Annotated in this window: 26 protein-coding genes and 1 riboswitch; of the genes, 6 read left to right on the top strand and 20 right to left on the bottom strand. The window is 34.3% G+C overall.

Annotated elements, in window-relative coordinates:
- Positions 1-1,302: an ABC transporter permease gene (locus tag ACF91D_RS09345; RefSeq protein WP_232139038.1), complete on the bottom strand. Its 1,302-nt coding sequence runs from the start codon at positions 1,300-1,302 to the stop codon at positions 1-3.
- 125 nt (positions 1,303-1,427) lie between these two features.
- On the opposite strand from ACF91D_RS09345, the gene ACF91D_RS09340 reads away from it, so the two are divergent.
- Positions 1,428-3,020 (top strand): dipeptide ABC transporter ATP-binding protein, encoded by a 1,593-nt coding sequence (locus ACF91D_RS09340; protein WP_107528038.1) that lies wholly within the window; start codon positions 1,428-1,430, stop codon positions 3,018-3,020.
- A gap of 427 nt (positions 3,021-3,447) precedes the next feature.
- Here the strand turns inward: ACF91D_RS09340 and gmpC are convergent, their stop codons facing one another.
- The 6 genes from gmpC to ACF91D_RS09310 form a co-directional block, all read right to left on the bottom strand.
- The gene (gmpC, locus tag ACF91D_RS09335; RefSeq protein WP_042739600.1) at positions 3,448-4,287 is read right to left on the bottom strand and encodes a dipeptide ABC transporter glycylmethionine-binding lipoprotein; all 840 of its coding nucleotides are present in this window, start codon (positions 4,285-4,287) and stop codon (positions 3,448-3,450) included.
- A 19-nt stretch (positions 4,288-4,306) separates the two neighbouring features.
- Entirely contained in the window at positions 4,307-4,966 is a 660-nt protein-coding gene (locus ACF91D_RS09330) for a methionine ABC transporter permease (RefSeq protein WP_042739599.1), read from the bottom strand.
- Between the two features lie 4 nt (positions 4,967-4,970).
- The gene (locus tag ACF91D_RS09325) at positions 4,971-5,993 is read right to left on the bottom strand and encodes a methionine ABC transporter ATP-binding protein (RefSeq protein WP_042739598.1); all 1,023 of its coding nucleotides are present in this window, start codon (positions 5,991-5,993) and stop codon (positions 4,971-4,973) included.
- A 249-nt stretch (positions 5,994-6,242) separates the two neighbouring features.
- Entirely contained in the window at positions 6,243-6,536 is a 294-nt protein-coding gene (locus ACF91D_RS09320) for an antibiotic biosynthesis monooxygenase family protein (protein WP_107527020.1), read from the bottom strand.
- A gap of 284 nt (positions 6,537-6,820) precedes the next feature.
- Positions 6,821-7,267: a DUF3237 domain-containing protein gene (locus ACF91D_RS09315; protein ID WP_107527021.1), complete on the bottom strand. Its 447-nt coding sequence runs from the start codon at positions 7,265-7,267 to the stop codon at positions 6,821-6,823.
- A gap of 19 nt (positions 7,268-7,286) precedes the next feature.
- Positions 7,287-7,796, bottom strand: a complete 510-nt coding sequence (locus ACF91D_RS09310; protein ID WP_042739589.1) for a phenolic acid decarboxylase — start codon at positions 7,794-7,796, stop codon at positions 7,287-7,289.
- Positions 7,797-7,894: 98 nt separating this feature from the next.
- Here ACF91D_RS09310 and ACF91D_RS09305 point away from each other — a divergent pair, with 98 nt between their 5' ends.
- Positions 7,895-8,410, top strand: a complete 516-nt coding sequence (locus ACF91D_RS09305) for a PadR family transcriptional regulator (RefSeq protein ID WP_042739588.1) — start codon at positions 7,895-7,897, stop codon at positions 8,408-8,410.
- An 87-nt stretch (positions 8,411-8,497) separates the two neighbouring features.
- On the opposite strand, the gene ACF91D_RS09300 is transcribed toward ACF91D_RS09305, so the two are convergent.
- The 4 genes from ACF91D_RS09300 to ACF91D_RS09285 all read right to left on the bottom strand — a co-directional run bounded on the left by ACF91D_RS09300 (position 8,498) and on the right by ACF91D_RS09285 (position 13,596).
- A complete protein-coding gene (locus ACF91D_RS09300) occupies positions 8,498-9,793 on the bottom strand; it encodes an LLM class flavin-dependent oxidoreductase (protein ID WP_107527022.1) in 1,296 nt (431 codons plus the stop codon).
- 159 nt (positions 9,794-9,952) lie between these two features.
- Positions 9,953-11,314, bottom strand: a complete 1,362-nt coding sequence (locus tag ACF91D_RS09295) for a gluconate:H+ symporter (RefSeq protein WP_107527023.1) — start codon at positions 11,312-11,314, stop codon at positions 9,953-9,955.
- A 15-nt stretch (positions 11,315-11,329) separates the two neighbouring features.
- Complete coding sequence (locus ACF91D_RS09290) at positions 11,330-12,712, bottom strand: four-carbon acid sugar kinase family protein (protein WP_107527024.1); 1,383 nt, start codon at positions 12,710-12,712, stop codon at positions 11,330-11,332.
- Between the two features lie 8 nt (positions 12,713-12,720).
- The gene (locus ACF91D_RS09285; protein WP_107590226.1) at positions 12,721-13,596 is read right to left on the bottom strand and encodes an NAD(P)-binding domain-containing protein; all 876 of its coding nucleotides are present in this window, start codon (positions 13,594-13,596) and stop codon (positions 12,721-12,723) included.
- Between the two features lie 108 nt (positions 13,597-13,704).
- On the opposite strand from ACF91D_RS09285, the gene ACF91D_RS09280 reads away from it, so the two are divergent.
- The 3 genes from ACF91D_RS09280 (at position 13,705) to ACF91D_RS09270 (ending at position 16,547) form a co-directional block, all read left to right on the top strand.
- Positions 13,705-14,331: a GntR family transcriptional regulator gene (locus ACF91D_RS09280; protein ID WP_232155343.1), complete on the top strand. Its 627-nt coding sequence runs from the start codon at positions 13,705-13,707 to the stop codon at positions 14,329-14,331.
- A 200-nt stretch (positions 14,332-14,531) separates the two neighbouring features.
- Positions 14,532-15,467 (top strand): VOC family protein, encoded by a 936-nt coding sequence (locus tag ACF91D_RS09275; protein ID WP_042739582.1) that lies wholly within the window; start codon positions 14,532-14,534, stop codon positions 15,465-15,467.
- An 18-nt stretch (positions 15,468-15,485) separates the two neighbouring features.
- Complete coding sequence (locus tag ACF91D_RS09270; RefSeq protein WP_107590225.1) at positions 15,486-16,547, top strand: LLM class flavin-dependent oxidoreductase; 1,062 nt, start codon at positions 15,486-15,488, stop codon at positions 16,545-16,547.
- A 133-nt stretch (positions 16,548-16,680) separates the two neighbouring features.
- Here ACF91D_RS09270 and nrdG read toward each other — a convergent pair whose 3' ends face one another.
- The 8 genes from nrdG to xylB all read right to left on the bottom strand — a co-directional run bounded on the left by nrdG (position 16,681) and on the right by xylB (position 24,919).
- Positions 16,681-17,217, bottom strand: coding sequence for an anaerobic ribonucleoside-triphosphate reductase activating protein (gene nrdG, locus ACF91D_RS09265; protein ID WP_107527029.1), 537 nt, complete (start codon positions 17,215-17,217; stop codon positions 16,681-16,683).
- A complete protein-coding gene (gene nrdD, locus ACF91D_RS09260; RefSeq protein WP_107590223.1) occupies positions 17,214-19,079 on the bottom strand; it encodes an anaerobic ribonucleoside-triphosphate reductase in 1,866 nt (621 codons plus the stop codon). The genes nrdG and nrdD overlap by 4 nt, the downstream gene beginning before the upstream one ends.
- Before the next feature lie 356 nt (positions 19,080-19,435).
- Positions 19,436-20,434 carry a ThiF family adenylyltransferase gene (locus ACF91D_RS09255; protein WP_182476700.1) on the bottom strand — a complete coding sequence of 333 codons (999 nt, stop codon included), beginning with the start codon at positions 20,432-20,434 and terminating at the stop codon, positions 19,436-19,438.
- The gene (locus tag ACF91D_RS09250) at positions 20,434-21,201 is read right to left on the bottom strand and encodes a thiazole synthase (RefSeq protein ID WP_042739577.1); all 768 of its coding nucleotides are present in this window, start codon (positions 21,199-21,201) and stop codon (positions 20,434-20,436) included. Before ACF91D_RS09250 ends, ACF91D_RS09255 begins: the two co-directional genes overlap by 1 nt.
- 1 nt (position 21,202) lies before the next feature.
- Entirely contained in the window at positions 21,203-21,403 is a 201-nt protein-coding gene (gene thiS / locus ACF91D_RS09245) for a sulfur carrier protein ThiS (protein ID WP_042739576.1), read from the bottom strand.
- Positions 21,387-22,505 (bottom strand): NAD(P)/FAD-dependent oxidoreductase, encoded by a 1,119-nt coding sequence (locus ACF91D_RS09240; protein ID WP_107590238.1) that lies wholly within the window; start codon positions 22,503-22,505, stop codon positions 21,387-21,389. The genes thiS and ACF91D_RS09240 overlap by 17 nt, the downstream gene beginning before the upstream one ends.
- The gene (locus ACF91D_RS09235; protein ID WP_107590221.1) at positions 22,498-23,082 is read right to left on the bottom strand and encodes a thiamine phosphate synthase; all 585 of its coding nucleotides are present in this window, start codon (positions 23,080-23,082) and stop codon (positions 22,498-22,500) included. Before ACF91D_RS09235 ends, ACF91D_RS09240 begins: the two co-directional genes overlap by 8 nt.
- A gap of 74 nt (positions 23,083-23,156) precedes the next feature.
- Positions 23,157-23,266: riboswitch (TPP riboswitch) on the bottom strand.
- 162 nt (positions 23,267-23,428) lie between these two features.
- Positions 23,429-24,919: a xylulokinase gene (xylB, locus tag ACF91D_RS09230; RefSeq protein WP_107590220.1), complete on the bottom strand. Its 1,491-nt coding sequence runs from the start codon at positions 24,917-24,919 to the stop codon at positions 23,429-23,431.
- Positions 24,920-25,097: 178 nt separating this feature from the next.
- Here xylB and ACF91D_RS09225 point away from each other — a divergent pair, with 178 nt between their 5' ends.
- On the top strand, positions 25,098-25,418 hold the full coding sequence (locus ACF91D_RS09225) for an antibiotic biosynthesis monooxygenase family protein (RefSeq protein WP_042739573.1): 321 nt from the start codon (positions 25,098-25,100) through the stop codon (positions 25,416-25,418).
- Positions 25,419-25,631: 213 nt separating this feature from the next.
- On the opposite strand, the gene ACF91D_RS09220 is transcribed toward ACF91D_RS09225, so the two are convergent.
- On the bottom strand, positions 25,632-26,555 hold the full coding sequence (locus ACF91D_RS09220; RefSeq protein ID WP_107591317.1) for an AEC family transporter: 924 nt from the start codon (positions 26,553-26,555) through the stop codon (positions 25,632-25,634).
- Positions 26,556-26,724 lie beyond the last annotated feature (169 nt).

Here is a 26,724-nt window from a genome sequence, read left to right as displayed (position 1 = left end):
TTACTCCTTTTCTTTAATTTCACTACGTAATTTTGGGTCAATCACAGCATAGAAAATATCAATAATAAGGTTTACTAGTGAGATAACTATTGAAATATAAACCACGCCACCCATAACAGCAGGAATATCTGGTACCAGTTGTTTTTGAACGATATATCTACCTATACCATTAATATTAAAAACCTGTTCAGTAACAGCTGATCCACCAAGTAATTCAGCAACAAGCAAACCGATCAATGTAATAATGGGTATAAGTGCATTTTTCAAAATATGTCTGACTACGACTTGGTTTGTCGATAAACCTTTGGCATAGGCTGTCATAACATAATCGTTTCTCATAACTTCTAACACAGAGGAACGCGTCATTCTGGTAATGGAAGCAGCTATCGCCGTACCAATAACTAGTGTTGGTAAGATTAATGAAAAAGGGTTATCTGGCATATACGATGGTGGTAATATATTAAGTTTTAACGAGAAAGCTAATATAAATAATAAACCCTGCCAAAAATTCGGAATAGATAAACCAATTAATGCAATTGTCATTAAGATAACATCAATCCAGCTATTACGTTTTAGTGCGCTCACCACACCTATTGGTATAGCAATCATTATTGCAATTAGTAAGGCAATTAATGTTAACAATAATGTAATTGGAATTCTTTGTGCTACTGCATGCGTAACTACTTCATTACCTTTATAAGTAGTGCCTAGGTCAAAAGTAAACACACCTTTAATCGCATCCCATAATTGAAGTAAATATGGACTATTTAAATTATGTGCCTCGTTAAATTGTTTAATTTGATCTTTAGTCGCATCCGGGCCTAATATGCTATATGCAGCGTCCATAGGTGATAAATACAAAATTGTAAATACAACCGTTATGACTCCTATGATAACCACAATTGCCATAATTATTCTCTCAAATATATATCTAACCATAGGATTCAAATAAAAGCTGAGAACAATAAAAAGTGGGAATGCTAAAATAACTTTAAATATGAGATGATTATTAAACAGTAGTTGTTTATAAAATGAAGTAAAGTCATTCGTTACCTGTTCATCATCGTAACGATTTCTTCTATTATAAATATGCTGAGCTTCTTTAAATAGTTGTTGCTTTGTCTTGTGTTCTTTTAGATATAAATACTTTTGTTGCAATGCGTGGGCAATTTTTTCAACCGCCAAATTCTGTTGTAAGTCTTCACTGTTATTACCAGAAATCAAATATTTTATAATAGCATATATAAAAATGGGTAAGCTTAATATTGAAAATAAAATACGATAAAACAGTTGATTATACAATGAGTTGAATGCCTGACTATATCGATTGATAAATATCCCTCCTTGTAAGTTATACTCGAGTAGATTAGTATGATATATAAAGTATAGATTAAAAACATATATTTGTGAATAGGGAGGACTGCCACATGCCACCATTATTAGAAGTTAAAAACTTAGGTGTGACGTTCAATCAAGGCAATAATTCAATTAACGCAGTCAAAAATGTAAGTTTCAAATTAGATAAGAAAAAAATATTGGGAATAGTTGGGGAATCTGGATCTGGTAAAAGTATTACTGCTAAATCAATCATGGGTCTACTGCCAGATTCTCCCGCTCCTGTCATATCTGGAGAGATTTCGTTTAATAGCCAAAACCTAACTCAATTTAATAGTAAAGCCTTTCAAAAAATTCGGGGTAAAGATATTGCGATGATTTTCCAAGATCCTATATCATCACTCAACCCTAGAACTACAATAGGAAAACAAATTTCCGAGGTCATACTTCAACATAAAAAAATAAATAAGCGACAGGCAAAAGCAATGGCGTTAGATATTTTACAAAAAGTTGGTATACAGGACATAGAACGTAATTTTAACGCGTATCCTTATGAATTTTCTGGTGGTATGCGTCAACGTGTAATGATTGCTATGGCACTTGTTCTAGAACCTCAAATTTTAATTGCAGATGAGCCAACAACAGCCTTAGATGTTAGCACTCAAAATCAATTATTAGAATTAATGAAAGATTTATATGATTATATCGATACTTCTATAATTTTTATTACACACGATTTAGGTGTCGTTTATCAATTTTGCGATGAAATGATCGTTATGAAGCAAGGTGAAGTAGTAGAATCAGGTTCTGTAAGCAGTGTTTTTAATAATCCAACATCAGCATATACACAGAAACTTATAAATTCAGTACCGAATTTACTTGCTCCCAAAACTCCAAGGCAAATTAGCGATGAAATTATTCTAAAATTTGAAGATGTCAGCGTAGAATATCCAATAGGAATTAATGATACCTTTAAAGCTGTTAAGCACATTGACTTAGAAATTAAAAAAGGTGAATCATTAGGTATCGTTGGTGAATCTGGATCAGGAAAGTCGTCATTGGCAAAGACTGTAGTAGGACTTAATTCTGTTTCAGACGGCTATGTTTGGTATAAGGATATTCCATTGAGTTTATTCAATTCTAAAGAAATGCAACCATTACGAAAAGATATACAAATGATTTTCCAGGACCCATTTGCTTCGATAAACCCTAGATTTAAAGTAATCGATATAATCGGACGTCCTTTAAAAATTCATAATTTAGTAACAAATGAACACCATTTAAAAGAACGCGTAAAAGAACTTCTGCTAAAGGTTGGTTTAGACGAAGCATTTCTATATCGTTTCCCTCATGAACTATCAGGTGGTCAACGACAGAGAGTGAGTATTGCTCGTGCAATTGCTATTAATCCGAAAATAATCGTCTGTGATGAAGCTGTATCTGCATTAGATGTTTCCGTTCAAAAGGAAATTATTCAATTACTTAAAAGTATTCAAGATGAAATGGAAATTACTTATATATTTATTACACATGATATGGGTGTGATAAAGGAAATGTGTGATCGTATTGCAGTAATGCAAAATGGTAATATTGTAGAACTTAATGATGCAGAAAGTATCATTGAACATCCACAAGCCCCATATACTCAAAAATTAATATCTGAAGTTCCAACCATTCCTAATTAATTTAAGTAATGCTGCTTACAAGACGCATACTGTATGAAATTATGATGTATACTTAGAATTAGTGTCTTCACTTACTAATATTATTGGCAAAATAAACCTATATAAAAAACACATTCATTCCACAAAGGCAATTTCATATCACACGATATAGCCACCTTCATTTTCTATAATTTTGTTATACAATTATATTGATATATTTTAATATAATGATATAATAAAATTCACAAAACGTAGAGAGGGGAGGACTGTGGATGGATTTCATCATGAATTTCTATGGTTTTAGATATTATTAATCAATCATTTTTAATGACAATAATCAAAAGAGAGCTCATCCAAATGGATGAGCTCTTTTTTTAATATATATTTATGACCTTATTCTATAGTTTCAAAAATTAATTACACTATTTTCTAAGTCGTTAATTTACATTTATTTCTCTAAACTATCTTCAATTTTCTTGATTTCTTTTTTAGATAAATCTACAGGATATTCTCCATCCTTTGTATCTTTTTTAAGTGCTTGTTGTGCTTCTTTTGAATGATATAGTTTAATGATTTTTTTGTATGTTTTATCATTTTGCTTGTCATCTTTTGTGGCAATGACATTGATATATGGTTTTACTGCATCATTTTTTGAGTCTTCAGTATATATAGGGTCCTTTTTCGGATCTAAACCTGCTTTAGTCGCTACCCCATTATTAATAACTGATAAATCAACATCTGACAAAGCTCTAGCTGTTTGTTGTGCATCTACTGCTTTAATTTTTAGATTTTTAGGATTCGATTTAATATCTTTAATTGATCCACTTAATCCGAAGTTTTTATCTAATTTAATTAATCCTGCAGCTTCTAATAATTTCAATGAACGTGCTTGGTTAGAGACATCATTTGGCACGATGACTTTGGCTCCATTTTTTACTTTTTTAATATCTTTAATATCATCTGAGTAAATACCTAATGGGGCCAATACTGTTGTACTAACTGCTGAAATATCTGCATCTTTGTGTGCCTTTTTATATTCATTTAAAAATGCAAAATGTTGAAAGGCATTCATATCAATATCCCCATCACTTAATGCCTTGTTTGGTACGTTATAATCTGAAAATTGTTTAATTTCTAAGTCAATGTCTTCATCTTTCGCTAATTCTTTTACTTTTTCCCATGCTTTAGTGTCATTTGATGCTACTCCGACAGTAACCTTTTCTTTTCCACCAGAACACGCTGCTAATATAAATAATACTGAAACAATTAAGACTAATAACTTTTTCATTACTAATAAATCCCCCTCATTAATTTCGTCTAATTTTTTTAGATAAGTAATTTCCAAGTGTTTGTATAATTTGTACAATAATCACTAATACAACGACTGTAATGATAATGACTAATGTATCAAAGCGTTGATAACCGTATACAAGCGCTAAATCACCTATACCACCGCCACCAACAGCACCGGCCATAGCGGTAGCTCCAACTAATCCAATAATGGCAGTTGTAATCGCTAATACTAATGAGCCTAATGCTTCTGGTAATAAGAAGTGCCAAATAATTTGAACAGGTGATGCACCCATCGCTTTCGCCGCTTCGACGATACCTTCATCTACTTCTAGTAATGAATTTTCTACAAGTCGTGCGATATACGGAGCTACATAAACCGTTAATGGTACTATTGCAGCTGTTGTTCCTATAGAAGTTCCAACTAATAATTTGGTAAAAGGTACAATAGAAATCAATAAAATGATAAATGGTATTGACCTTAAAATATTAATAATTGGATTTAAAATTTGATGCACTATTGCATTCGGCCATATACCTTTTTTTCGCGTCGCAACTAATAAAATGCCTAATGGTATACCTATAATCGAACCTATAATTAATGAGACAGTAACCATATATAAGGTTTGATATAAAGATTCAAATAACTGCGCACTATCAATACTCGAACCAAGCATATGACTACACCTCCTCAAATGTTATTGCTTTATTTTTAAAGTAAGACTCAATCGTTTCCTGGTTGAAATGTTGATCTGTTTCAAAACGCAACCATAGATAACAAACTGTATCGTCTTGTATGGTAGACATGGATGAGAATAATACGTTTACTTCTACCTGATAACGTTGTGTTAATTCATTAATAATTGGTTGTTCTATCTGTTCAGTTTCTAAAAATAATCGATAATCAATATAATTATTATCTGTACGTTGATTAAAGGTATGCTTTAAAGATTCTGACGGTTCTGTATTAATAACCGTCGAAACAAAGTTTTGTGCTGTAGTCGTTTGTGGGCGGCTAAACACCTCTTTAACATTGCCAATCTCAACGACTTCCCCTTTCTCCATAACAGCTACTCTGTTACAAATCTTTTGAATTACGCCCATTTCATGCGTAATAATTAGAATAGTTACGCCAAATGTTTCATTAACACGCTTTAACAAATCTAATATTGAACTCGTCGTTGCTGGATCAAGCGCACTTGTTGCTTCGTCACACAGTAATATCTTAGGATTTGTAACCAAAGCACGAGCAATTGCAACTCTTTGCTTTTGTCCACCTGACAGTTCATCGGGGTATTGATACATCTTATCTGACAAATTTACAAAAGCGAGCATTTCTTCGACCTTTTGTTTGATTTCAGCTTTATCTACACCGCTTAGTATCAATGGCATTGCAATATTTTTATATACTGTACTGGAATTCAACAAATTAAAATGTTGAAATATCATGCCTATTTCCTTTTTTACATTTCTTAATTCTTTTTCTTTATATGTATCTAATTCATGTCCATCAACGATAACCTTACCTTCACTCACGCGTTCCAATTGATTTACCAATCGAACTAAGGTACTTTTCCCGGCACCGCTATATCCAATTACGCCAAATATATCATTCTTATTAACAGTAAATGATATATCTTTCAAAGCGTGGATACGTTCTTTTTTCTTATGAAATACTTTATTTACCTTCTCAAATTCAATCAATCTGTATCCTCCTCCATCAATCCTTACCAATCTAATAAGAATAATGAAATTATAGGTCATTATCTTTTAAGCGTCAATATAATTTCTGAATTTATTGAATTTTTAAAAATATTTAGCATAGTATCACAAACTTATTTACAACATCAAAAAAACGTCCCGATATGCTGATCGGAACGTCATTATTTGTGCGCGAGTAAACTTTCGTCTGTTATTTCATCTGTTACTAGTACATCTATTAAGTTATTGCTTTTATAAATCTACTTTTTCAAAGTGTTCTACATTAGGAAATGGCTCATAATAATGATGCAATAATGATTTCCAAGTTGTGTATGCTTCGGATTCTCGAAAACCAATCGTATGGTCTTCTAGACTTTGCCATTCGACGAGTAATAAGTATTTCCCTTCTTGTTCTATACATTTATTTAAGGTATGTTGAATATAACCCGGTATTGTTGCGATAATTTTTGATGCTTCTCTAAAAGTTTCTTCAAAACCGCCAATTTTATCCTCTTTTACATTTAATATTGCCGCTTCTAGAATCATTATAATAGCCACCTTTAATTTGATTGTCACTTATTATTCAGAAATATTCTTCTCACATACCCTATTATATAAATCATTATCAAATTCATATGTCCGCCATAAATATTCAACATAAAAAATGGCAAAATCTACCATATTAATTAGTAGAAATTGCCATATTTCATTGATTAACTACGTATACATTATGCATTCACTGTAATCATCCTTAAATATAGTAACCCATAGAACACATGATGATGTAGTTTTAAAGTTGAAATTGTATCATAAAATTTCAACCTGTCGTATTAAACCATATAAATCGTTAATAGAACTCGGTCTGTTGTTCTAGTCGCATAACCGACAAATATCTTTTCCATTAGCCATTTATATGACGTATTATAAGTTTCAAAGGTGGGTGTAGTACGAAAATAATACACTTCGGAATCTACAAATCCACCATTTATTACACTTTCTTTATAACTTTCAGGTACTGTTCTAATACCATTATTTTCAATATAAATTGTCGCACCATCATTTAATTGAATAGCATATCTCGCAGATAAGGTACATTTTCCTGTTGGATCAATACATTGGCTATCAACACCACCTGGCAATACGTGACCAGAATGCTGGTTACTCTTCACTGTACCTGAGACTATCGGTATCAATTGACGTCTGCCAACTTGATTATCTTGTCCAACCACGATTGGTTCTTCAACATGCATTGAAATTTCAAATATTTTTTCCATCATTAGTAGACAACTCTACTTTCTAGTTATTTAACATAGCAAATTTGCCATCTCTGATATCTTGAGTCATTCCATTATATGGTGCCTCAGCAATAACTTGCTCATTGTTGGTACCGGGTTGTCCAACATAAGTAATTGTAGCGAATTCAGGAACAACATATTTTGGATATGTGTCATATTTTTCTCTAGATGTTTCCATCAAATCAATATAATCATTTTGGTAACATACTGTGATATCTGGACGTTCATGTACCCATTTCGGGAAAAAGATCACGCCGTGCATAATATTTTGGTCTGGAACGAAATTGAGTGAGACGTCTGTGCCTGTTGGCTCTGTCCAAGAAATTTTATAGACACCTGCAATAATTTGAACAATGTCCGCCTGTTGATCTTTTACCCAACGACCGGCAACCATACCTGAATGGATTCGATAATCAATTGTGTTTTCATTTTTCACATACATTTCATACTCCCAACCATTGTCGTATGTGTAAATCATATGTGCTCCAATAAAGTCTTTTAGTGTATTCATAAACATTTCCTCCTTCTAAAACATGTAATTAATTACATGTTTACATTTACATGATAATCCTATACACTGATTCTGTCAAAGAACACAGGAGGAACTTTATGAAAAATGTGCTTCAATATACAATTTTAGGATTACTCAATAATCACTCTCTGACTGGGTATGAAATTTATAAATCATTTAGTGAAGTCATTGGTGAAATTTGGAATGCTAAACATAGTCAAATTTATAATGAGCTTAAAAAATTACTGCAGAGTGAACATATTTATATTTCAAATATTGATGAGACAAGTAAAGTGACTAAAAAGATTTATAGCATTACCGATTTAGGAAGAACAACACTATTTCATTGGATTGAAAATGCTGAAGAAGATGAAAGTAATAAAGACCCTTTTGCAATAAAGGTTTACTTTTTTGATAGTCTTGAAGACGAAAGTAAGCATCAATTGCTCACCCAAAAGAAAATTGAGAAGGAAGAAAAGTTAATGCATTTGCAAGCAATTTACAATCAATTGGATGCTAAATCAGATTTGCAACACATTTTAATATTAAAGAAGGCCCTTTTACGTGAACAATCTTATATTGATTGGCTAGATTTTTGTTTAGCTGAAATTTAATCATACAAAAAACGCTCTCACTGCCATACGCAGTGTGAGCGTTATTCATTAGATATCGTTTTTCAAATACGTCATTTCATCTGGTCGCTAATCGTTTTCCAGGCCAAACTTTTCTTTCAAAGTACCTGTAGCGTATTCTGTCTGTGCTAACCCGCGTTGTTGTAAGATTGGTACTACTTTATCAACAAATAATTCCAATTGTGTCGGTAATAGTGGTGGCATAATATTAAAGCCATCTGCTGCACCTTGTTCGTACCAATATTGCATAGTATCAGCGATTTGTTCTGGTGTCCCGACTACCATAAAGTGACCTCTTGCTCCCGCAATTTTCTTCATTACATCTTCTAATGTTAAATTTTGTTCCATTGCTTCTTTTTTAATCAATTCGTATCTACTTTTAATACCGTTACCATCGGAAGACTCCACTTGCTCAAATGGGATTTTCAAATCATATTTGGATAAATCTACATCTCCTACATATGGAGATAATAACTTTAACCCTTCTTCAGGTAAGATTAAATCTTGTAATTCTTCATAGTTCGCTTGTGCTTCCTCTTCTGTATCACCGATTACTGGAAATAGACCTGGCATAATAGATACGTCTGTCTGTTTACGACCGCGTTGTTCAATTTTATCTCTTAAGCCATCATTAAAGTGCTTTGCTTCATCGGCACTCGTTTGTGCAGTAAATACTACATCAGCGACTCGTGATGCTAAATCCGTACCTGCTGATGAAGAACCAGCTTGAATCAATAACGGGCTACCTTGAGGTGAACGTTCTAAATTAAGTGGACCTTTCACTTTATAGTATTTGCCTTCATGATTGATTGGTTGTAATTTGGATTGATCGACAAAAACACCGCGTTCCTTGTCCTTAACAAATGCATCCTGTTCCCATGAATGCCATAACTTATTGGCAACATCCACGAATTCACCTGCTTGTTCATATCTCAATCCATGTTCTACATTGACAGTACCATTAAAGTTTTGCGCTGTACTATTGACTGCTGAAGTCACAATATTCCATGCTGCACGTCCCCCACTGACATGATCTAATGAACTAAATGCACGCGCTAAGTGAAACGGTTGTGAATACGTTGTCGAAACCGTTGCTGCTAAGCCAATATCTGATGTTTCTCTCGCTATAATCGTCATTAATGTGAATGGATCTAAGCGACTCATCAAATCTGGATGTGCCGTTTCATCTATATATAAAGCATCTGATAAAAAGACTAAATCGAATTTACCACGTTCTGCAATTTTACTGATATTTACAATATGGTCAATATCAACTGGACCTTGTTCTACTGACTTTGGATGGCGCCAGCTCGCTAAATGATGCCCGTAACCTGCTAAAAAAAGACCTAATTTCATTCTCCCCATTTTGACTCCTCCAAATCGTTTATTATTCCGATTGATTTAATAGGTAATAAATTACCATTTTCTGAAGATTAAGTCAATGTAATCAGCTAGGTAACTAAAAAAATCTTCGTACCTCAAATGATATGTGTACAAAGATTTTCACTATTATAAAATGTATGATTAAATTACTAAATTTAATATTAAAATAAAGCCCAAACCAACAACGGATAGTATTGATTCTAATAATGTCCATGTTAAAAAAGTCTCCTTGATTGTTAAACCAAAGTATTCTTTAAACATCCAAAACCCAGCATCATTAACATGCGAGCAAAATATACTCCCCGCTCCAATCGCTAATACGACAAATGACAGATTTACGTCTGTTGATTGTAATAAAGGTAAGACTATGCCTACTGAAGATATTGCTGCTACGGTAGTAGAACCTAAAGCAGTACGTAATAATGCTGCAGCCAACCAAGCTAGTATCAGTGGTGACATCTCACTGCCTTTAAATATTTCTGAAATCGTATCACCAACGCCACCATCAATTAGTATTTGTTTGAAAGTGCCGCCACCACCGATAATTAAGATTAACATTGCAATAGGTGTAATGGCATTAGTTACTGTATCCATAATTTCTTTCATACTTTGCTTTCTGCGTATACCCATCGTATAAATGGCAAATAATACTGCGATCAACATTGCAGTTACTGAGGTTCCAATAAAGTAAATAAACCCTTCTAGGCCTTTAGCATGTCCATCCTCATTTCCAGTGACTAATTGCACAACTGTTGCGAGTAACATTAATATAACTGGCGACAATGCAGTCAATAAGCTGATACCAAAACTTGGTAATTGATCATGTTTCAGCACCTTTACTTCTCCTACTGCAGCTTGATTACCTAAACGTTCGAAAGCAGACGGTGCAATTTTCAGAGCAATTCTTGGAAAGATTCCACCAACGACGGCAGCTAATGGTATACCAATAATGATTCCATACATTAATACATGACCAATATTTGCATGTACCGCTTCAGAAATGGCAACAGGACCGGGATGCGGTGGTAAAAATCCATGCGTTACTGCTATCGATGTTCCCATAGGTAAACCTACTTTAAGATTCGATATTTTCATGCGTTTCGCAAGTGTAAATACCAATGGTACCAATAGTACAAATGCAACTTCTAAAAATAATGAAATACCTATGATAAATGAAGCAATAATCATTGCCCACGTAACATACTTTTTACCGAATACATTAATCAATGTATCTGCAATTCTTGTTGCACCACCACCATCGGATAATAATTTCCCTAATATTGAACCCAAACCGAATATAATAGCGATGTGTCCTAAGGTGTCACCCATACCCTTTTCAATTGTTGTGACAATTGTATCTAGCCTCATACCAAGTAATATACCTGTCACCATAGATGTAATAATTAAAGCGATAAATGTATTAAGTTTCAATCCCATAATCAATATCAACAATACGATTACACCTATAACGACTGCAACGATCGGCCAAATTTCTCCCATCATATGAACCCCTACTTTCTATTTCTCTCTATCTTTTGAATTAATCTGATAAACTTCTGTCAAAGTACTTTCCTCGCCAATATTTCCCGGGAAAATAACATACGGCATATGACTGTATTTCGCTTCGTCACCAGTCAACCAAACTGGTACACCTTGTGTAATTTGCCCTATTACTTCAGCTTTCTTAATGTTTAAACCTTTTGTCGCCACATCACTAGAAGTAATACCGCCTTTAGCAATGATAAAGCGAGGCTGTAAAGTCAATCCTTGAATAATTGCCACGAGTGCATTAGAAATATTTGTCGATATACTCAAATTATTGTTAAGATCTTCTGTTTTGATGACATCTCTCGAGGTGTAGATGACTACATCATGTCCTTGCTTTATCAAATTTTCCACTTGATTTACTTGTTTCTGAATATAATCTGACAATTTATCGTTCGTTACTTGTGTTACATCAAATTCAATACTGCTAATCGCTGCATGTTCTATTAAATGACTTAATTGTGCAGAAGTCTTCTTCACATGGGATCCAACGATAATAATACCACCATGATTATTCGTACTATGTTCATTGAGATTAATGATTTCACCTGGTGTTTGGCACATTGATTTAACAAATGATGCCGCAGTTCTAAACATAAATTGCTTATTATGTTCAGTTAGATACGCCGTTAAACAACTGACAAAGTAATCCATATCTTCATCATTCAAAGCATCTACGACGACTGCATCGAAATGAGCAACTGAGTCAAATACATTCCATATCGTAGCTTGATCACGTTGTCGTATCGTATCCAAATCAATATGGTATACGTCCTTTGCTGCTATTTCACCTAAACTCTGCTCTTCAATGAAGTCCGCCATTGTTGTTGCTGTATAACCGAATGTAGTATCAGTTGCAAACTCACTTTGCGCAACAGGGATGTATTGCTCCCCTTCCTTTAGGTAATGCGTACCATGATATGTAAAGCGATTGCCCTCAAAGAATTCAGGTAAGTAAAACACTGCATCAAATTGTCGATCCGTCGCTTCACTTAACACCTTAGGTTCTAGATAAAAGTGACCACGTAAAGTAGAGTCACCTCTACTCACCACGATATAGGGATGGTCTAGCTTTTGCGAAACAGCTTCGATATTTTTGCTAATTTGTTGATGTAATTCAATCGTCTGTGCTTCATTTAAAGCTCTTGAATTTGTTAATATATAGAACATTGCATTATCTTGTTTGAATCCATCTTCTATCAATTCTTGTGACCACTCTGTATAGACGGGTAAATCTTTAACCGTTTGTGTTCCTGTAGGGTCATCATCTAGTACAATAATCTTATATTTGAAATTGATTAATCCTTTGTCTATAGGGTCATTTAAAGTTGTGTTTATTTGTTCATTAGTTAACATCATTTCACCTACATATGATTTATTTTTTCAAAATATTTTATGATGCCTGAATGATCGTTAAGACCATTACCATGTGCAACTTCAGATTTATAGATTTCTTTAACTTGATTCGTTAATGGTAGGGTAAGACCAACTGTGTCTGCTGTCGATGTCACGTTTTTCATATCTTTTAGATTAATATTCAATGTACCACCTGGTTGATAATCCTCTGCAATCATCTTAGGAAACTTTGCTTCCATGACACTTGAACCTGCTAGTCCACCTTTGATTGCTTCGTGCATACGCTCTAAATCAATATCGAAACGTTTAGCTAACACTACTGCTTCTGACAATGCCGCTATATTTGTATTTACGATGATTTGATTTGCCAATTTTACGACGCTACCAGAACCGACATCTCCAACACGTATGACGGATGCAGCAATAGGCGCTAAAACTTGCTGAGTAGTTGCTACATCATCAGGATCACATCCAATCATCACTGATAGTTCACCACTTATCGCTAAAGGTTCACCTCCACTAACAGGAGCGTCAATATATTTAATTTGTTTATGCTCAAGTACTTTACTAATTTCTAAAGATTCATTCGGTGTTAATGAACTCGTATCAATAATTGATTGCACATGAGTAACATCATAGTTCAACAATGCTGATTCTCCACTATATAACACAGACTTTACGATAGCACCATTAGGTAGTGAGGTTATGATATGCTCCACTTCACTAGCCATGCTTGCTAAAGATACTGGTTTGGCACCGAGCTTTGCTACTTCTTGTTCTGCTTCTTTATTTACATCATTCACAAATACTGTGACATTTGATTTTAGTAAATTTTTAACCATGGGTTTCCCCATAATTCCTAATCCTATAAAGCCTACTTTCATGATTGAACACCCTTTCTGAAATCGCTTACAGTTGTTAGTGTATACCAAAAGTTATAAAATGTATACATTTTAATCCATAATTTTTTATAGTACACTATGAATGATGAGGTGAATCAATTGAATACAAATGAATTATCTATTTATGAAAAGATTAGAAATGACATTATTTCAGGTGAATTAAGTAAAAATGAAAAAATAACGGAAGCCAAACTTGCAAAAAAGTATAATGTGAGTCGTACTCCGGTTAGAGAAGCGTTAAAACAATTAGAGTTGGAATATTTTATTAAAAACTCATATATTTTTATTCCTACAACAGAAGAATACAGACAAATATTTGAAATGCGCATCTTGTTGGAAAGTCATGCATTAAGAAAAGCAGCTATTGTCTATACTACTAGCGATTTAGCTGAATTGCGGAGTTATACTGATATTGATATAGAGCATGAAGCAGAAAGTAAAATTATCGACATTAATGATAAGTTTCATCAAAAAATTATGCATGCTACACATAACCAATTTATATTAGATACCTATCAAAAATATAAAAGTTTTATTTACCTCTTTAGTCAAACTGTAATTAACAAACGACGACCAGGACTAATAGAAGAACACCGTGCAATTGTAGATGCCCTTTTCAACAGAGACATTGAACTAGCAGTTTCTTTATTGGAGGATCATTTGAAGAAAGATTTAGAGTTTAGTTTATACTATTTAGATTTCAAACAATCAGAATAAATATAACGGTAGCACCCATATATCGATGATGTGGTGCTATTTTTATAGCAATAAACAACAGGTGTTGCATTTTATACAAAACGATAGTATATTATATGTATCAAGTATACTTTTTATACCAAAAAATGTTTTGTTTTTCTTCAATAAGGTAATTGGCAATTAAATCATTTTAATTAGTTGAATTTTAGGGGGGCTTTCAAATGCATGTAACAGGTCATCATCATATTTCAATGTATACAAAAAATGCACAAATCAATAAAGACTTTTATACTCAAATACTCGGATTACGATTAGTAGAAAAATCCGTTAACCAAGATAATCCAACGATGTATCATTTATTCTTCGGCGATGAATTAGGAGCGCCGGGAACATTACTAAGTTTCTTTGAAATTCCTAATATTGGACAAAATCGTCCTGGTACTGACTCAATCTATCGTTTGTCTCTACTTATACCTGATCAAGCTGCTTTAGATTATTACAAAGCTCGCTTAGATGATAATGACGTCCACTGGGAAGCAATCACTTATTTATCTCAACCTGCAATTAATTTCAAAGATCCTGATGGTTTAAATTTAATTTTGTTAGTAAATGACGACTATGCCCTCCCAACAATGTGGCGTAGAAATCCTTACACAGATGTGCCATCACACCATCAAATACTTGGAATGGGTCCAGTCGAATTAAGGGTTAGAGATAGTAAACCGACGATTGAATTTTTAGCGCAAGACTTAAATTATCATCACCGCACAATTGGTAATGATGCACATATGACTGTTATGACTTTAGATGACGCAGGACTGTACACAGATTTCGTTATTATAGAACAACAAGGTGAACGTGCTCGTCCTGGTCAAGGATATGTACACCATATTGCAGTAACTACGCCGCAAGATGACGACTTAAATGCAGTATTAGAGACAATCAATCAACATTCAAAACCTAATTCAGGTATTATTGACCGCTATTTCTTTAAATCATTATATTATAGACATAATCGTATTCTATTTGAATTTGCTACAGAAGATCCTGGGTTCACAGTAGATACTAAACCTGAAGATTTAGGTAAGCATTTAAATTTACCTGATTTTATGGAAGATCAACGCAGTGAAATAGAAGCAAATTTACACGAATTATAAAATAAGGAGGCACCTATAATGGCACAATTAGAAATGAATAAACACACACCACTTGAATTCGGACTTTATTCTTTGGGAGATCATTTATTAAATCCACATAACGGCACAAAAGTAAGTTACGAACAGCGTATTAAAGAATTAATCGAAGCCAGTAAGTTAGCAGATCAAGCTGGATTGGATGTGTTTGCAGTAGGCGAAAGTCACCAAGAACATTTCACAACACAAGCGCACAGTGTTGTGTTAGGTGCTATTGCCCAAGCTACTGAAAATATTAAAATTTCAAGCTCATCATCCATTATTAGTGCAGCAGACCCTGTCAGAGTCTTTGAAGATTTCGCAACGCTTGATTTAATTTCACATGGCCGTGCAGAAATAGTAGCAGGTCGGTCATCACGTACTGGATTATTTGAATTGTTTGGCCTTGATATTAATGATTATGATGAATTATATGAAGAGAAACTCGCATTATTGCGTCAATTAAATGAATCTGAACGTATAACTTGGTCAGGAAAATTCAGACCTGATTTAAATAATATGAAGATATTCCCACGTCCAATCGATAATACTTTACCAATTTGGCGTGCTGTCGGTGGTGGTCAAGCAAGCGCAATTAAAGCCGGTCACCAAGGTATTCCAATGATGATTACAACATTAGGGGGTCCCGCAGAAGTATTTAAAGATTCAATAGATGCTTACCGTACAGCTGCTGAAGAAAGCGGTCATGATATTGCGCCAACAAAGTTACCAGTGGCTACTGCGAGTTTATTCTACACTGCCGAAACAACTCAAGCAGCATTAAATGAATATTATCCACATTTAAATGTCGGTATTTCATTTATTCGTGGCCAAGGTTATCCAAGACAACAGTTTGAACAGGCACCAGATTATAGAGATGCATTAATGGTTGGTAGCCCACAGCAAATTGTCGAAAAGATACTTTATCAACATGAACTTTATCAACATCAACGCTTTATGGCACAAATTGATTTTGGTGGTGTCCCATTCGATAAAATCATGAAAAATATCGAACTCATCGGAGATAAAATCATACCAGAAGTTAAAAAACATTTAAGTAAATAAATAACGCCTCGATTAAGCAGCATAAAAAAACTGTCGTCAATGGTTTGACGACAGTTTTTTGTATTCATGTTAAAGCTAAACACTTCATTAACGCGTTATATTAGCGATTCAATTCATTATAATTACATTGTTATTAGGTCGTTATATATTCACACAGGTGTTGGTTAGTTAATGATGCTTGTACATCAATGATCCGTTGATTCAGTGACCCTTTATAAGGTAGGTTTGAACGATAAAGATGAGCCATAAATGGGCCATCTACCAATACATCTATTAATTCTAAAAATGCACGTCTCTCGGAATTTCCACTTGCTAAATACTCAAATAAGAAACCACTCCAAACCCAAATTGTCTTACTGTTACCAAAACGTTGGCGAAATGCACGCACACAACGCAATGTTGTATCCAAATTACAAAACGGCTCACCACCTAATATACTCAAACCATCTATATAATCCGGGGCACAATTTTCTAATATTTCCTCTAGGACTTCCTCATTAAAACTTTCCCCATATCTAAAATTTTGAGCCGCCTTGTTGTAACATCCTTTACAGGCAAATGGACAACCTGAAACATAAATACTACATCGCACACCCTCACCGTCAACGAAACTTTGTGATTCTATTCTTGCAATATAACCTTGTCCGTTGATCAAATCTAAGATTGTCATACTGTCTTATCTTTCAAATGTTTAACACGTGCACAAATTTCCTTATGACGTCCCTCAATTGTTGGTCGTTGCACTGGATTGCCCAAATAACCACAAGTACGTTTTACGACATCTACAGTTTTTGGATTATCGTTACCACATTCTGGACACTGATATCCTTTTTCTGTTGTTTTAAAGTCACCTTTAAAATCACATTCATGACAATGGTCAATCGGTATATTAGTACCCAGATAACTTACTTTATCGTATGCATAATCCCATACAGATTCTAATGCCTTTAAATTGTGATTTAATTTTGGATATTCACAGTAATGGATATAACCACCGCTTGCATAAACTGGATAGTCTTGTTCAAAATCAATTTTCTCAAATGGACTCACATCTTTACGCACGTCATAGTGGAATGAATTTGTATAATAACCTTTATCTGTAATATCTGGGATGTCACCAAATATTTCTTGATCTAAACGACAGAATCTATCTGTAAGCGATTCACTCGGTGTACTATAGATACTAAACCATATATCGTAAGTTTCAGTCCATTTTAATTGATATGACTTCATTGCTTTTAATATATCTAAGGTAAATGCCTTTGCTTTAGATTGTGTTTCCCAATTCGGTCCATAAAATACTGTAGCCGCCTCATAGAGACCAATATAGCCCATAGATAAAGTTGCACGCTTATTATTAAATATCGAAAATACCGTGTCCTCATCATTTAATTTGTATTTAAATGCACCGTTTTTATATAAAATTGGCGCATTATCTGGTGTTGCTTGTTTAATTCTTTCAATGCGATATACTAATGCATCATGCATAATTTCCATACGCTTATGGAAAATCTTCCAAAATGTCTCGATATCACCATTAGACTCAATAGCAATACGCGGTACATTCAATGTTACGACCCCTAAATTACAACGTCCGTTATTTTCAAAGTTCCCATTTTCATCTTTCCAAGATGGTAAAAATGAACGACAACCCATTGGTGCTTTAAAATCACCTAATAGTTCCACAGTTTTATCATAATTTAAAATATCTGGGTACATACGCTTTGTCGAACATTCTAATGCCAATTGTTTAATATCATAATTTGGGTCCTGTTGCTCTAAATTGACACCTCTTTTAATAGAAAATACTAATTTAGGGAAGATTGCAGTAATTCTATTTTTCCCTAATCCTTTAATACGTGTATTTAAGATCGCTTGTTGAATCTTACGGCTATAACAATCTGTTCCTAATCCAAAGCCTAAGGTTACAAATGGTGTCTGACCATTTGAAGTATATAGCGTATTGATTTCATATTCTAAACTTTCAATTGCGTCTTTAATGTCACGTGTAATCTGTTCGTCGATATATGTATCTATATTGTCCTTTGTAACAAATTTTTCTGCTGTTTCGCGGTGCTTTTGCTCATTAAAAATAACATAATGACTTAACAATTCATCTACACGATCAATCGTACATCCACCATATTGACTGCTCGAAACATTTGCTATAATTTGCACTAATTGTGCCGAAGCAGTCTGTATAGATTTAGGTGATGTCACAGTAGCATTACCGATTTGAAAGCCTTCTGACAGCATTTTTTCAGCATCAATTAAACAACAGTTTGTTAATGGCTGAAACGGATGATAATCTAAATCGTGAAAATGTATTTCCCCTTTTTTATGTGCAGTTGCCACATTTTCAGGTAATAAATAATTTAAGGCATAGGATTTAGAGACTACACCTGCCGTCAAATCTCTCATTGTTGAAAATGTTGCACTATCTTTATTAGCATTTTCGTTAACGACCGTTGGGTCCTTTGTTATTAATCGTTTTAAATCTTGCTCAAGTTTGTTCATTTGATCCCCTCTCATTCCTATATGTTGTGTCTTAGTTAAATATAAAACACAATATATGGTGTTTTCAAACTAGATTAGGGCTGTTAACAAATTTGCCAAAACTTTATGAAGGATTATTGAACTTTAGTTGCAATGACAAATTTCTTTTATTTACATAATAAAAAAGACTAAGTTATCTACAAAGTCACTACGATTGCACTCAATTATTATTCACGGTCAATATTTAATAAATACTTGAGTGCTATCACTTCCCCATACTTTAATCTCTATGTTATATAACATAAAGTTAGAAAATAGGAAATTAGCAGTAGAGTTTAGTCTTTTTAGTGTTTAATGCTTATTCGATTTTATGATTACAATCATTTAATAGATTATTTAACGCTTTTATTCAAAGTAAGGAAAAGTTGTTGTGCATCCGCTTCTTCGTCTAAGCCGTAAACGTTCATTCTACCATCTTTAAATAATGTCATTTGATAACCTTGATAGGTCATCAACTTAGCAAAGTCATTTTGCTTAACAATTGTAGTAGGTAAGAGCGTTGCATAATTAAACACTGAAGGGTTGAAACGCAATAGATAGGTATTTCCACATTGCTTTTCAACGTGTTTGGTCCTTGGCTGATTTAAATATTCATAGTGTTGTCGTTCACAGACTGGGCACTGATGCTGCTTTAACCCACTAATATTTAATGTCTTCACATCAATAGTAAAGCTATCCATCGTGATTAACTTTTTAGAAAAGCCATGACCAGATAGCCACCTCAATAGTTCAGAAACCTCCATACTAGCAACCTGATAAATAACTGGTGGCAATACACCATTGATTGCACAACTCTCTCCTGTTTGAGGAACGGTCTCTAATAAACATTTAAAGCAAGGTCCCGTATAGTCAATGGCATACACCGAACCTTTACTTCCCACTGCCGCTCCATATATCCAAGGTATTTGGCATTTATGACATGCTTCATTAATAAGAAAGCGCAGTGTAAAGTTATCCATTCCATCAATTACGATATCCGGTTGATACACCTTTAATAAATTTTCAATATTGTTATTAGTGAGCTCTTGATATAGCGCAGTGATTTTCACATTACTATTAATCAACTTTAATTTATTTTCAAGGGCAATTACTTTTGGTTGCAATTGTTCAGCATCCATTTCATCAAATATCGCTTGACGATGTAGGTTGGATGTTTCAACGACATCCATATCAATGATGGTTAGACTGCCTGCACCCATCCGAGTTAATATTTCCGCACAGTGACTCCCCAACGCACCTGCACCAAGTATCATGATATGAGTGTTTTCAAGTCGACTTTGCCCATGTTTACCAAATGGTGCATAAATCGCTTGACGTTGGTATCTTTTCATTATAAAAATCCAATTCCTTCAGTCGGACTAGATGCTTGTGCTGTATATTTCACTGGGATTCTTCCAGCTTCAAAGCTCAATCTACCCGCATTGATACCTAACTTCATCGCTTCTGCCATTTTAACTGGATCTTCTGCACTTGATATCGCCGTATTTAATAATATTGCATCAGCGCCTAGTTCCATTGCATGACAAGCATCTTTTGGAGAACCAATTCCAGCATCTACAATCACCGGTACATTTGTACGTTCTATTATATATCTTAAATTCAATGGGTTGTTAATGCCTCTACCCGTTCCTATTGGAGAAGCTAACGGCATAATCGCATGGACACCTAATTCCTCTAATCGTTTAGCTAACACGACATCATTAGAAATATATGGGCATACTGTATAACCTTTTTCCAATAATATTTTACAAGCTTCATAAGTCTCAATTGGATCAGGTAACAGTGTTTCATCATCTCCAATCACCTCAACTTTAATCATGTCACATACACCAGCATGATTCGCAATTTCAGCAATACGTACCGCTTCTTGTGCAGTTTTTGCTCCTGCAGTATTAGGGAAGGTCACAAAATTTGATAAATCTACTTGAGCAAGTGGGTTAGGTAAATCTTTGTCATAAAGGTTCATTCGACGTACTGCAAATGTTAACACCTCAGTTTCTGACGCTTGTATCGCTTGTTGTTGTATATCCTCATTCTCAAATTTGCCAGTACCTAATAATAGTCTCGAATTTAATTTGAATTTACCAATTTCAATCATCCTATCCGCCTCCTACAAACTCTAATAATTCTAAACAATCTTGATCTCTTACCACTTGAACAGGAAACTGTTGTCGTTGAATCAATTCTTCATTGTGTTCAACGATGATTCGATTTTCATCTAATCCCATTTCTTGAATCAATTCTTGAATATTTAACTCTTTGCTAAATTTAAAGCTGTCACCGTTAATAATGCATTGCATTGTCAACACTCCTCTCAATTCTAAAATCTTGTAAATCTTCTGGACGTTGCCCAGTTAATAACCATTCACACATCAAAGCACCAATATATGGCGATAATAAGATTCCATTGCGATAATGCCCTGTGATAACAAACAAATCTTGCGCCACCTCATCCATAACTGGACGTTCTTCTTTACTATAAGGTCGTATTCCGGACCATTCATGTAGCATCTGACTATCTTTTAATTGAGGTACAATCGTCGATGCTTGATGTAAGAGCCAATCTCTTCCTACCGACGACACTCCGACAGAGTAATCATCAAAGTAACTTGTAGCACCAATCATGTAACGGTGTTGTAACTTTGGAATGATATAGCAACCATTCGTCATAAATAACGTTGTATTCAAATTCAATGTTGGGTGTTCTACGAGTAACGCTTCACCTTTGACACCTGTAACATTATGCGATTGTAAGTGGGGTGACACTAACCTACCACTCCATGCACCACCAGCGACGATAACCTTTTTCCCATAAAACGAACCATTCTGTGTCTTCACTTTGTAACCTTGTTTAAGTGATTCAATATGATGCACTTCCGTATGATAACAACGTTCCACGTTCCGTCTTTTTATAGACTCAAGCAGTGCTTTCGTATATCGATTAGCATTGACTTGATGATCGTCCGGTATATACATCGCTTGTTTGCCATTGTTCATAACCTTATCGTTGGTCAATTCACTTAATCTTGAATCCGTTAGTAACTCAATCTGGTCGTTATATTGCTTTAAAAATTGATACTGCACTTGAATGTCATGCGCATCAGCTTTCGAGGCGTTTATTTTAATTAAGCCACTGTTTAAATATTCAATATCTAAAGCGACTTCATCCAATAATTCACTTGCTAGTGTTGGAAACATTTGTTGTGATTTACGGGCGATATGATAGAGCGCTGATTCTTGGGTGAATTCATTTTGTGCACCTAACATCCCACCAGCCTTATACGAGGCATGCATGCCAGGTATATCTCGATCAATTATAGCTACATGGACCGAATGTTCACTCAATGCTCTCGCTACCGACATGCCCATAACACCCGAACCAATAATGATGACATCATACATATGCATGCCACACCTCCTTCAATTGATCTAAATGTGCAACATTATCTTTTTCAAAAAGTGAGATGCCCGCAATACCATCAAAGCCATTTGGCAACTGAGCAATTGTTCGATGATTGATGCCACCTAACGCGACCACTGGAATATCATATTGTAATGCCGCATTAATTTCGTCAGTTGTCCGTGGTGTTATGCCTGGCTTGGATTTCGTTTCAAAAATATGACTAAACAAGACAAAATCTAAACCACGTTGCGCTGCCTCAGCAACCATCCTACTATGATGCGTTGACTTGCTCACCTGAATATGTGGAAAGCGCTGCTTAAAAAATAAATCTTGATTATTATGTTCTTTAAAATGAATCGCGGTTAAAGCACAACGATTTAAAACATCTATATTTTCATGAATAATTACTTTTTCTTTAGGAAATTGGTACTGTAGCAACATATTAATCCAATCAACCAATTCGTCTGATGACATTGGAGTTCTAACAATCAAATAATCAATATGTGCTTCAATAGCTAAATAATGCATTATATCCTTTCTTGCTAAATATTTATCTGCTGTTATCGCTACAAACATGCCTTTCACCTCTAATAAATAAAAAAACGTTATTTTTCTGTGTAGAAAAATAACGTTGAATGAACGAATACTAATTGTTTATAACGCCACTTTCCTACGCCAGTACAAACTGGATCAGGTTCAAGGAATCCCTATGTCACTACATCGGTCTCAGCCTTTAATAAAGGCACTTCCAGTGGTTTCTATGAAATTTTAAACTTGCATACGTCACATGTAAATGACATATATAATTAATTTAAACTTAACTCATTATGTATTTATTTTCAAGTTCAACTTAATTCACTTGATAAATTATAAGTTAACTCTATGCTATAGTTTTCAAATTTAATTTTCAAGCAACAAATTTTTATTTTTTTGATAATGACAACAAACTTGAAGTCAATTCACGCGTTTGTGTATATATTTTTTTATACACCTCAAAGTATTGTTGATATTGTTCGTGGTTGTTCTGATTCGGATAGAATACTTGCTCAAAACAGATAAATGACTCCATGATAGCATCTAAATTGTTATACCAATTTAGGCCTTTAATAGCGAGTATGGCCGCCCCCATACATGGCCCTTCCTCATATTTCAATCGCTTTACCTCAGCATTAAACATATCTGCTTGCAGTTGTAACCAAAAATCATTTTTAGCGCCTCCACCAATGGCCACCACCTCTGATATTGCCTTACCCTTTGCTCTTAATAGACAAATGGACTCATACAAGGAATAGGTGATACCCTCTATTACTGCACGTGCCATATCCCCCCTAGTGTGCAATGCACTTAGCCCGATAAAGCTACCACGTATACTCGAATCTCCATGAGGTGTCCGCTCACCTGATAAATAAGGCGTAAATAACAAACCATTACTCCCTATATCCGCTGCGCTTGCCTCTTGAAAAATTTGCTCATATGATACATCAGACAAGATATTACTACGCAACCAATTGAGACTATCACCCGCAGCAAGCGTGACACCCATCACATAGGATTGATTAGGGATAACATGTTTGAAAAAGTGCAAATTATGTCGATAATGGGTCTTTGCATTACTATCACAACTTAATACAACACCAGAAGTCCCAATACTACATAGCGTTTGTTCGTCTTTGATAACACCTGCCCCTAAGGCACCACAAGCATTATCTCCTCCACCAGCAAAGACAGCTACATCCTCTTTCAATCCTAATTTCCGAGCTAATTCTGGAGTTACATAGCCAACAAAATCCTCTGATGCCACCAGGTTCGGAAGTATGTGATCTACAGTAAAGTGCGCGGCCAATTCTTTCGACCACGTTTCTAGCACAGGATCTAAGAGCAAAGTGCTCGATGCATCCGAATACTCCATATGAAGATTGCCCGTCAATTTATATCTAACATAATCTTTGGGTAATAAAAATTTAGCAATTTGCGCCCAGTTTTCAGGTTCATTTGCTTTAATCCATAATAATTTCGTTAACGTAAACCCTTCTAAAACAGGATTTTCTAACACATAGTCCCCCAATTCCTGCCTTATTTCTACGCATTGTTCAGTCGTTCTAGTATCGTTCCATAAGATTGCATTACGAATAGGTTGATTGTGTTGATCAAGTATTACAAGACTGTGCATTTGACCAGATAATGATATGCCATGTACCTTAACATTCGCCATTTCCGGATCTTGTAGTATTTTTTTAATACACTGAATCGTCGCACATACCCAATCATCAGGTCGTTGTTCATTATATCCAGCTTGAGGTTGAATCATTTTTAAATGTTCGCTCACAGTTTGTATGACCTTTCCTTGCCTACTTACAGCTATAGCCTTTACAGAACCAGTGCCTATATCAATTCCTAATACTGCATCAATCACGCGCATCGTCCCTTTTCAAAGTGTTTTTTTGATAAAAAATAGCATGTTATACGTTTTAATTTTTTATACGACATATTTATAACACGTTTAAATAAAAAATCAAATTCAACTAAAATTACTAGAGAAAAAAATTTAAAAGTGCTAGCATTAATAAATATTTAACTTTAGGAGGAAATACATGTTTATTACAGAAGTCGCATTTTCTACAAATAAAGAAAATGAAGATAGATTATACAATAAAGCCAAAAAGAATTTAGCTGAATTAAACGACAACGTTAAAGGGCTCATTGATGCTGAAGTGTGGACGAAATCAAAGGCTGATGAAGTTGAATATGTCATTGTTAGTAAGTGGCAAGAGAAAAAAGATTTCCAAACTTGGGTAGCAAGGCCTGAACACGTCGAAGAACATAAAGAAATGAATAAAAAAATTAAAAGCGGCGAAAGTGAACCAAGTCCATTCAAAAAAGTATTAAAACAATATTCTGTCGTAGAATTTTAAATTTATAGCATTTTAATATAATATCTAAAGTTGTACTTAAACATATGCTTTAGATATAAAGAAATGGAGCAGTACAGCTGTCGATTGGACAAATCGATTTACTGATACTACTCCATTTTTTCATACATATTCCTATGTTAGATCATGTTTAAGTATTTCTTGAACACTGCATATTCAGCATAAATCCACTGCATATGCGTTTATTAATTCAGTTTAAAATAATAACTTTGAGCAGTAGATGACTACAACAACTGTCACAGAACTTAATAAAGTGGATAAAAAGACAATTTCAGCTGCTAACTCTGGGTGATTATCATATTCTTGGGCTATCACAGAACTATTGACAGACGTTGGCATCGCAGAAGTGATGAATAACGCTTGAGCAATCACACCCTCAAGTCCCATTAATTCAATAATTCCCCAGGCAATAATTGGTCCCATTACTAGTCTTACAAAAATAAAGGCATATGCTGCAGACCATTTAAAGTTAAATTTAATTCTCGCAATTTGTGCACCTAACATCAACAAAGCAATCGCAATCATAGCGTCTGCCACGTAATTTGCAGGTGTCCAGATAAACTTAGGGATGGGAACATGCGCATAATTCAAGATGATTGCTAATAATAAGGCATAAAGTACAGGCATTTTAAAGTAACCCAATAGTGCCTTTAACTTTCCGATGCGCAATGATTGAATTGCGAACACACCGTATGAAAAGGTAAAGATATTTTGCATGGATAACACCAATACCTGAACAGACATTGCTAGTGGATCCCCTTTAAATACAAGATCATTTACCGGGACACCATAATTTCCAGAATTAAAAAAGAGTACACTGTTAGTCAAAGTAGTTACTTCCCCTTTGTCACCTTTTGAAAATTTAGCAAGTAATCGCCCAATGATATATAAAACAATTATGTATAATACAAAAAATACAACTATGTAAAATAATAAACTCAAAGCAAAGTGGGTCTTATAGAATTTAACAAAAATAAATCCAGGTACAAATACATAAATATTTAACTTTGCTAAAGTGTTTAAATCTAAATCAAATTTATGCTGCAGTATAAATCCTAAAATTATCATAATAAAAATAGGCAATAATACCGTTTCTAAAATATATAACATTTCACTCACAACATAACCCCCTTTGCTTAAAATTATACATGAGATAGTTACGTTTGTAATAAAAAGGGAACCTAATAACCATAAATTTGACCGGACAAAACCAATTAATATATACATATTACTTCTCAATAATTTGAAAAATGTTTCATGTAAAACATTTACTAAATAATGCATCGAC

The organism is Staphylococcus sp. 231237_7MaSpsaltlick (genome assembly GCF_043107035.1).
This window is presented reverse-complemented; position numbering and strand designations above follow the sequence as displayed.

Coding starts and splice junctions, on each gene's coding strand:
- ACF91D_RS09340 (WP_107528038.1), top strand. CDS start 1,428: ATGCCACCATTATTAGAAGTTAAAAACTTAGGTGTGACGTTCAATCAA.
- gmpC (WP_042739600.1), bottom strand. CDS start 4,287: ATGAAAAAGTTATTAGTCTTAATTGTTTCAGTATTATTTATATTAGCA.
- ACF91D_RS09330 (WP_042739599.1), bottom strand. CDS start 4,966: ATGCTTGGTTCGAGTATTGATAGTGCGCAGTTATTTGAATCTTTATAT.
- ACF91D_RS09320 (WP_107527020.1), bottom strand. CDS start 6,536: ATGATTCTAGAAGCGGCAATATTAAATGTAAAAGAGGATAAAATTGGC.
- ACF91D_RS09315 (WP_107527021.1), bottom strand. CDS start 7,267: ATGATGGAAAAAATATTTGAAATTTCAATGCATGTTGAAGAACCAATC.
- ACF91D_RS09310 (WP_042739589.1), bottom strand. CDS start 7,796: ATGAATACACTAAAAGACTTTATTGGAGCACATATGATTTACACATAC.
- ACF91D_RS09305 (WP_042739588.1), top strand. CDS start 7,895: ATGAAAAATGTGCTTCAATATACAATTTTAGGATTACTCAATAATCAC.
- ACF91D_RS09300 (WP_107527022.1), bottom strand. CDS start 9,793: ATGGGGAGAATGAAATTAGGTCTTTTTTTAGCAGGTTACGGGCATCAT.
- ACF91D_RS09295 (WP_107527023.1), bottom strand. CDS start 11,314: ATGATGGGAGAAATTTGGCCGATCGTTGCAGTCGTTATAGGTGTAATC.
- ACF91D_RS09290 (WP_107527024.1), bottom strand. CDS start 12,712: ATGTTAACTAATGAACAAATAAACACAACTTTAAATGACCCTATAGAC.
- ACF91D_RS09285 (WP_107590226.1), bottom strand. CDS start 13,596: ATGAAAGTAGGCTTTATAGGATTAGGAATTATGGGGAAACCCATGGTT.
- ACF91D_RS09275 (WP_042739582.1), top strand. CDS start 14,532: ATGCATGTAACAGGTCATCATCATATTTCAATGTATACAAAAAATGCA.
- ACF91D_RS09270 (WP_107590225.1), top strand. CDS start 15,486: ATGGCACAATTAGAAATGAATAAACACACACCACTTGAATTCGGACTT.
- nrdG (WP_107527029.1), bottom strand. CDS start 17,217: ATGACAATCTTAGATTTGATCAACGGACAAGGTTATATTGCAAGAATA.
- nrdD (WP_107590223.1), bottom strand. CDS start 19,079: ATGAGAGGGGATCAAATGAACAAACTTGAGCAAGATTTAAAACGATTA.
- ACF91D_RS09255 (WP_182476700.1), bottom strand. CDS start 20,434: ATGAAAAGATACCAACGTCAAGCGATTTATGCACCATTTGGTAAACAT.
- ACF91D_RS09250 (WP_042739577.1), bottom strand. CDS start 21,201: ATGATTGAAATTGGTAAATTCAAATTAAATTCGAGACTATTATTAGGT.
- thiS (WP_042739576.1), bottom strand. CDS start 21,403: ATGCAATGCATTATTAACGGTGACAGCTTTAAATTTAGCAAAGAGTTA.
- ACF91D_RS09240 (WP_107590238.1), bottom strand. CDS start 22,505: ATGTATGATGTCATCATTATTGGTTCGGGTGTTATGGGCATGTCGGTA.
- ACF91D_RS09235 (WP_107590221.1), bottom strand. CDS start 23,082: ATGTTTGTAGCGATAACAGCAGATAAATATTTAGCAAGAAAGGATATA.
- ACF91D_RS09225 (WP_042739573.1), top strand. CDS start 25,098: ATGTTTATTACAGAAGTCGCATTTTCTACAAATAAAGAAAATGAAGAT.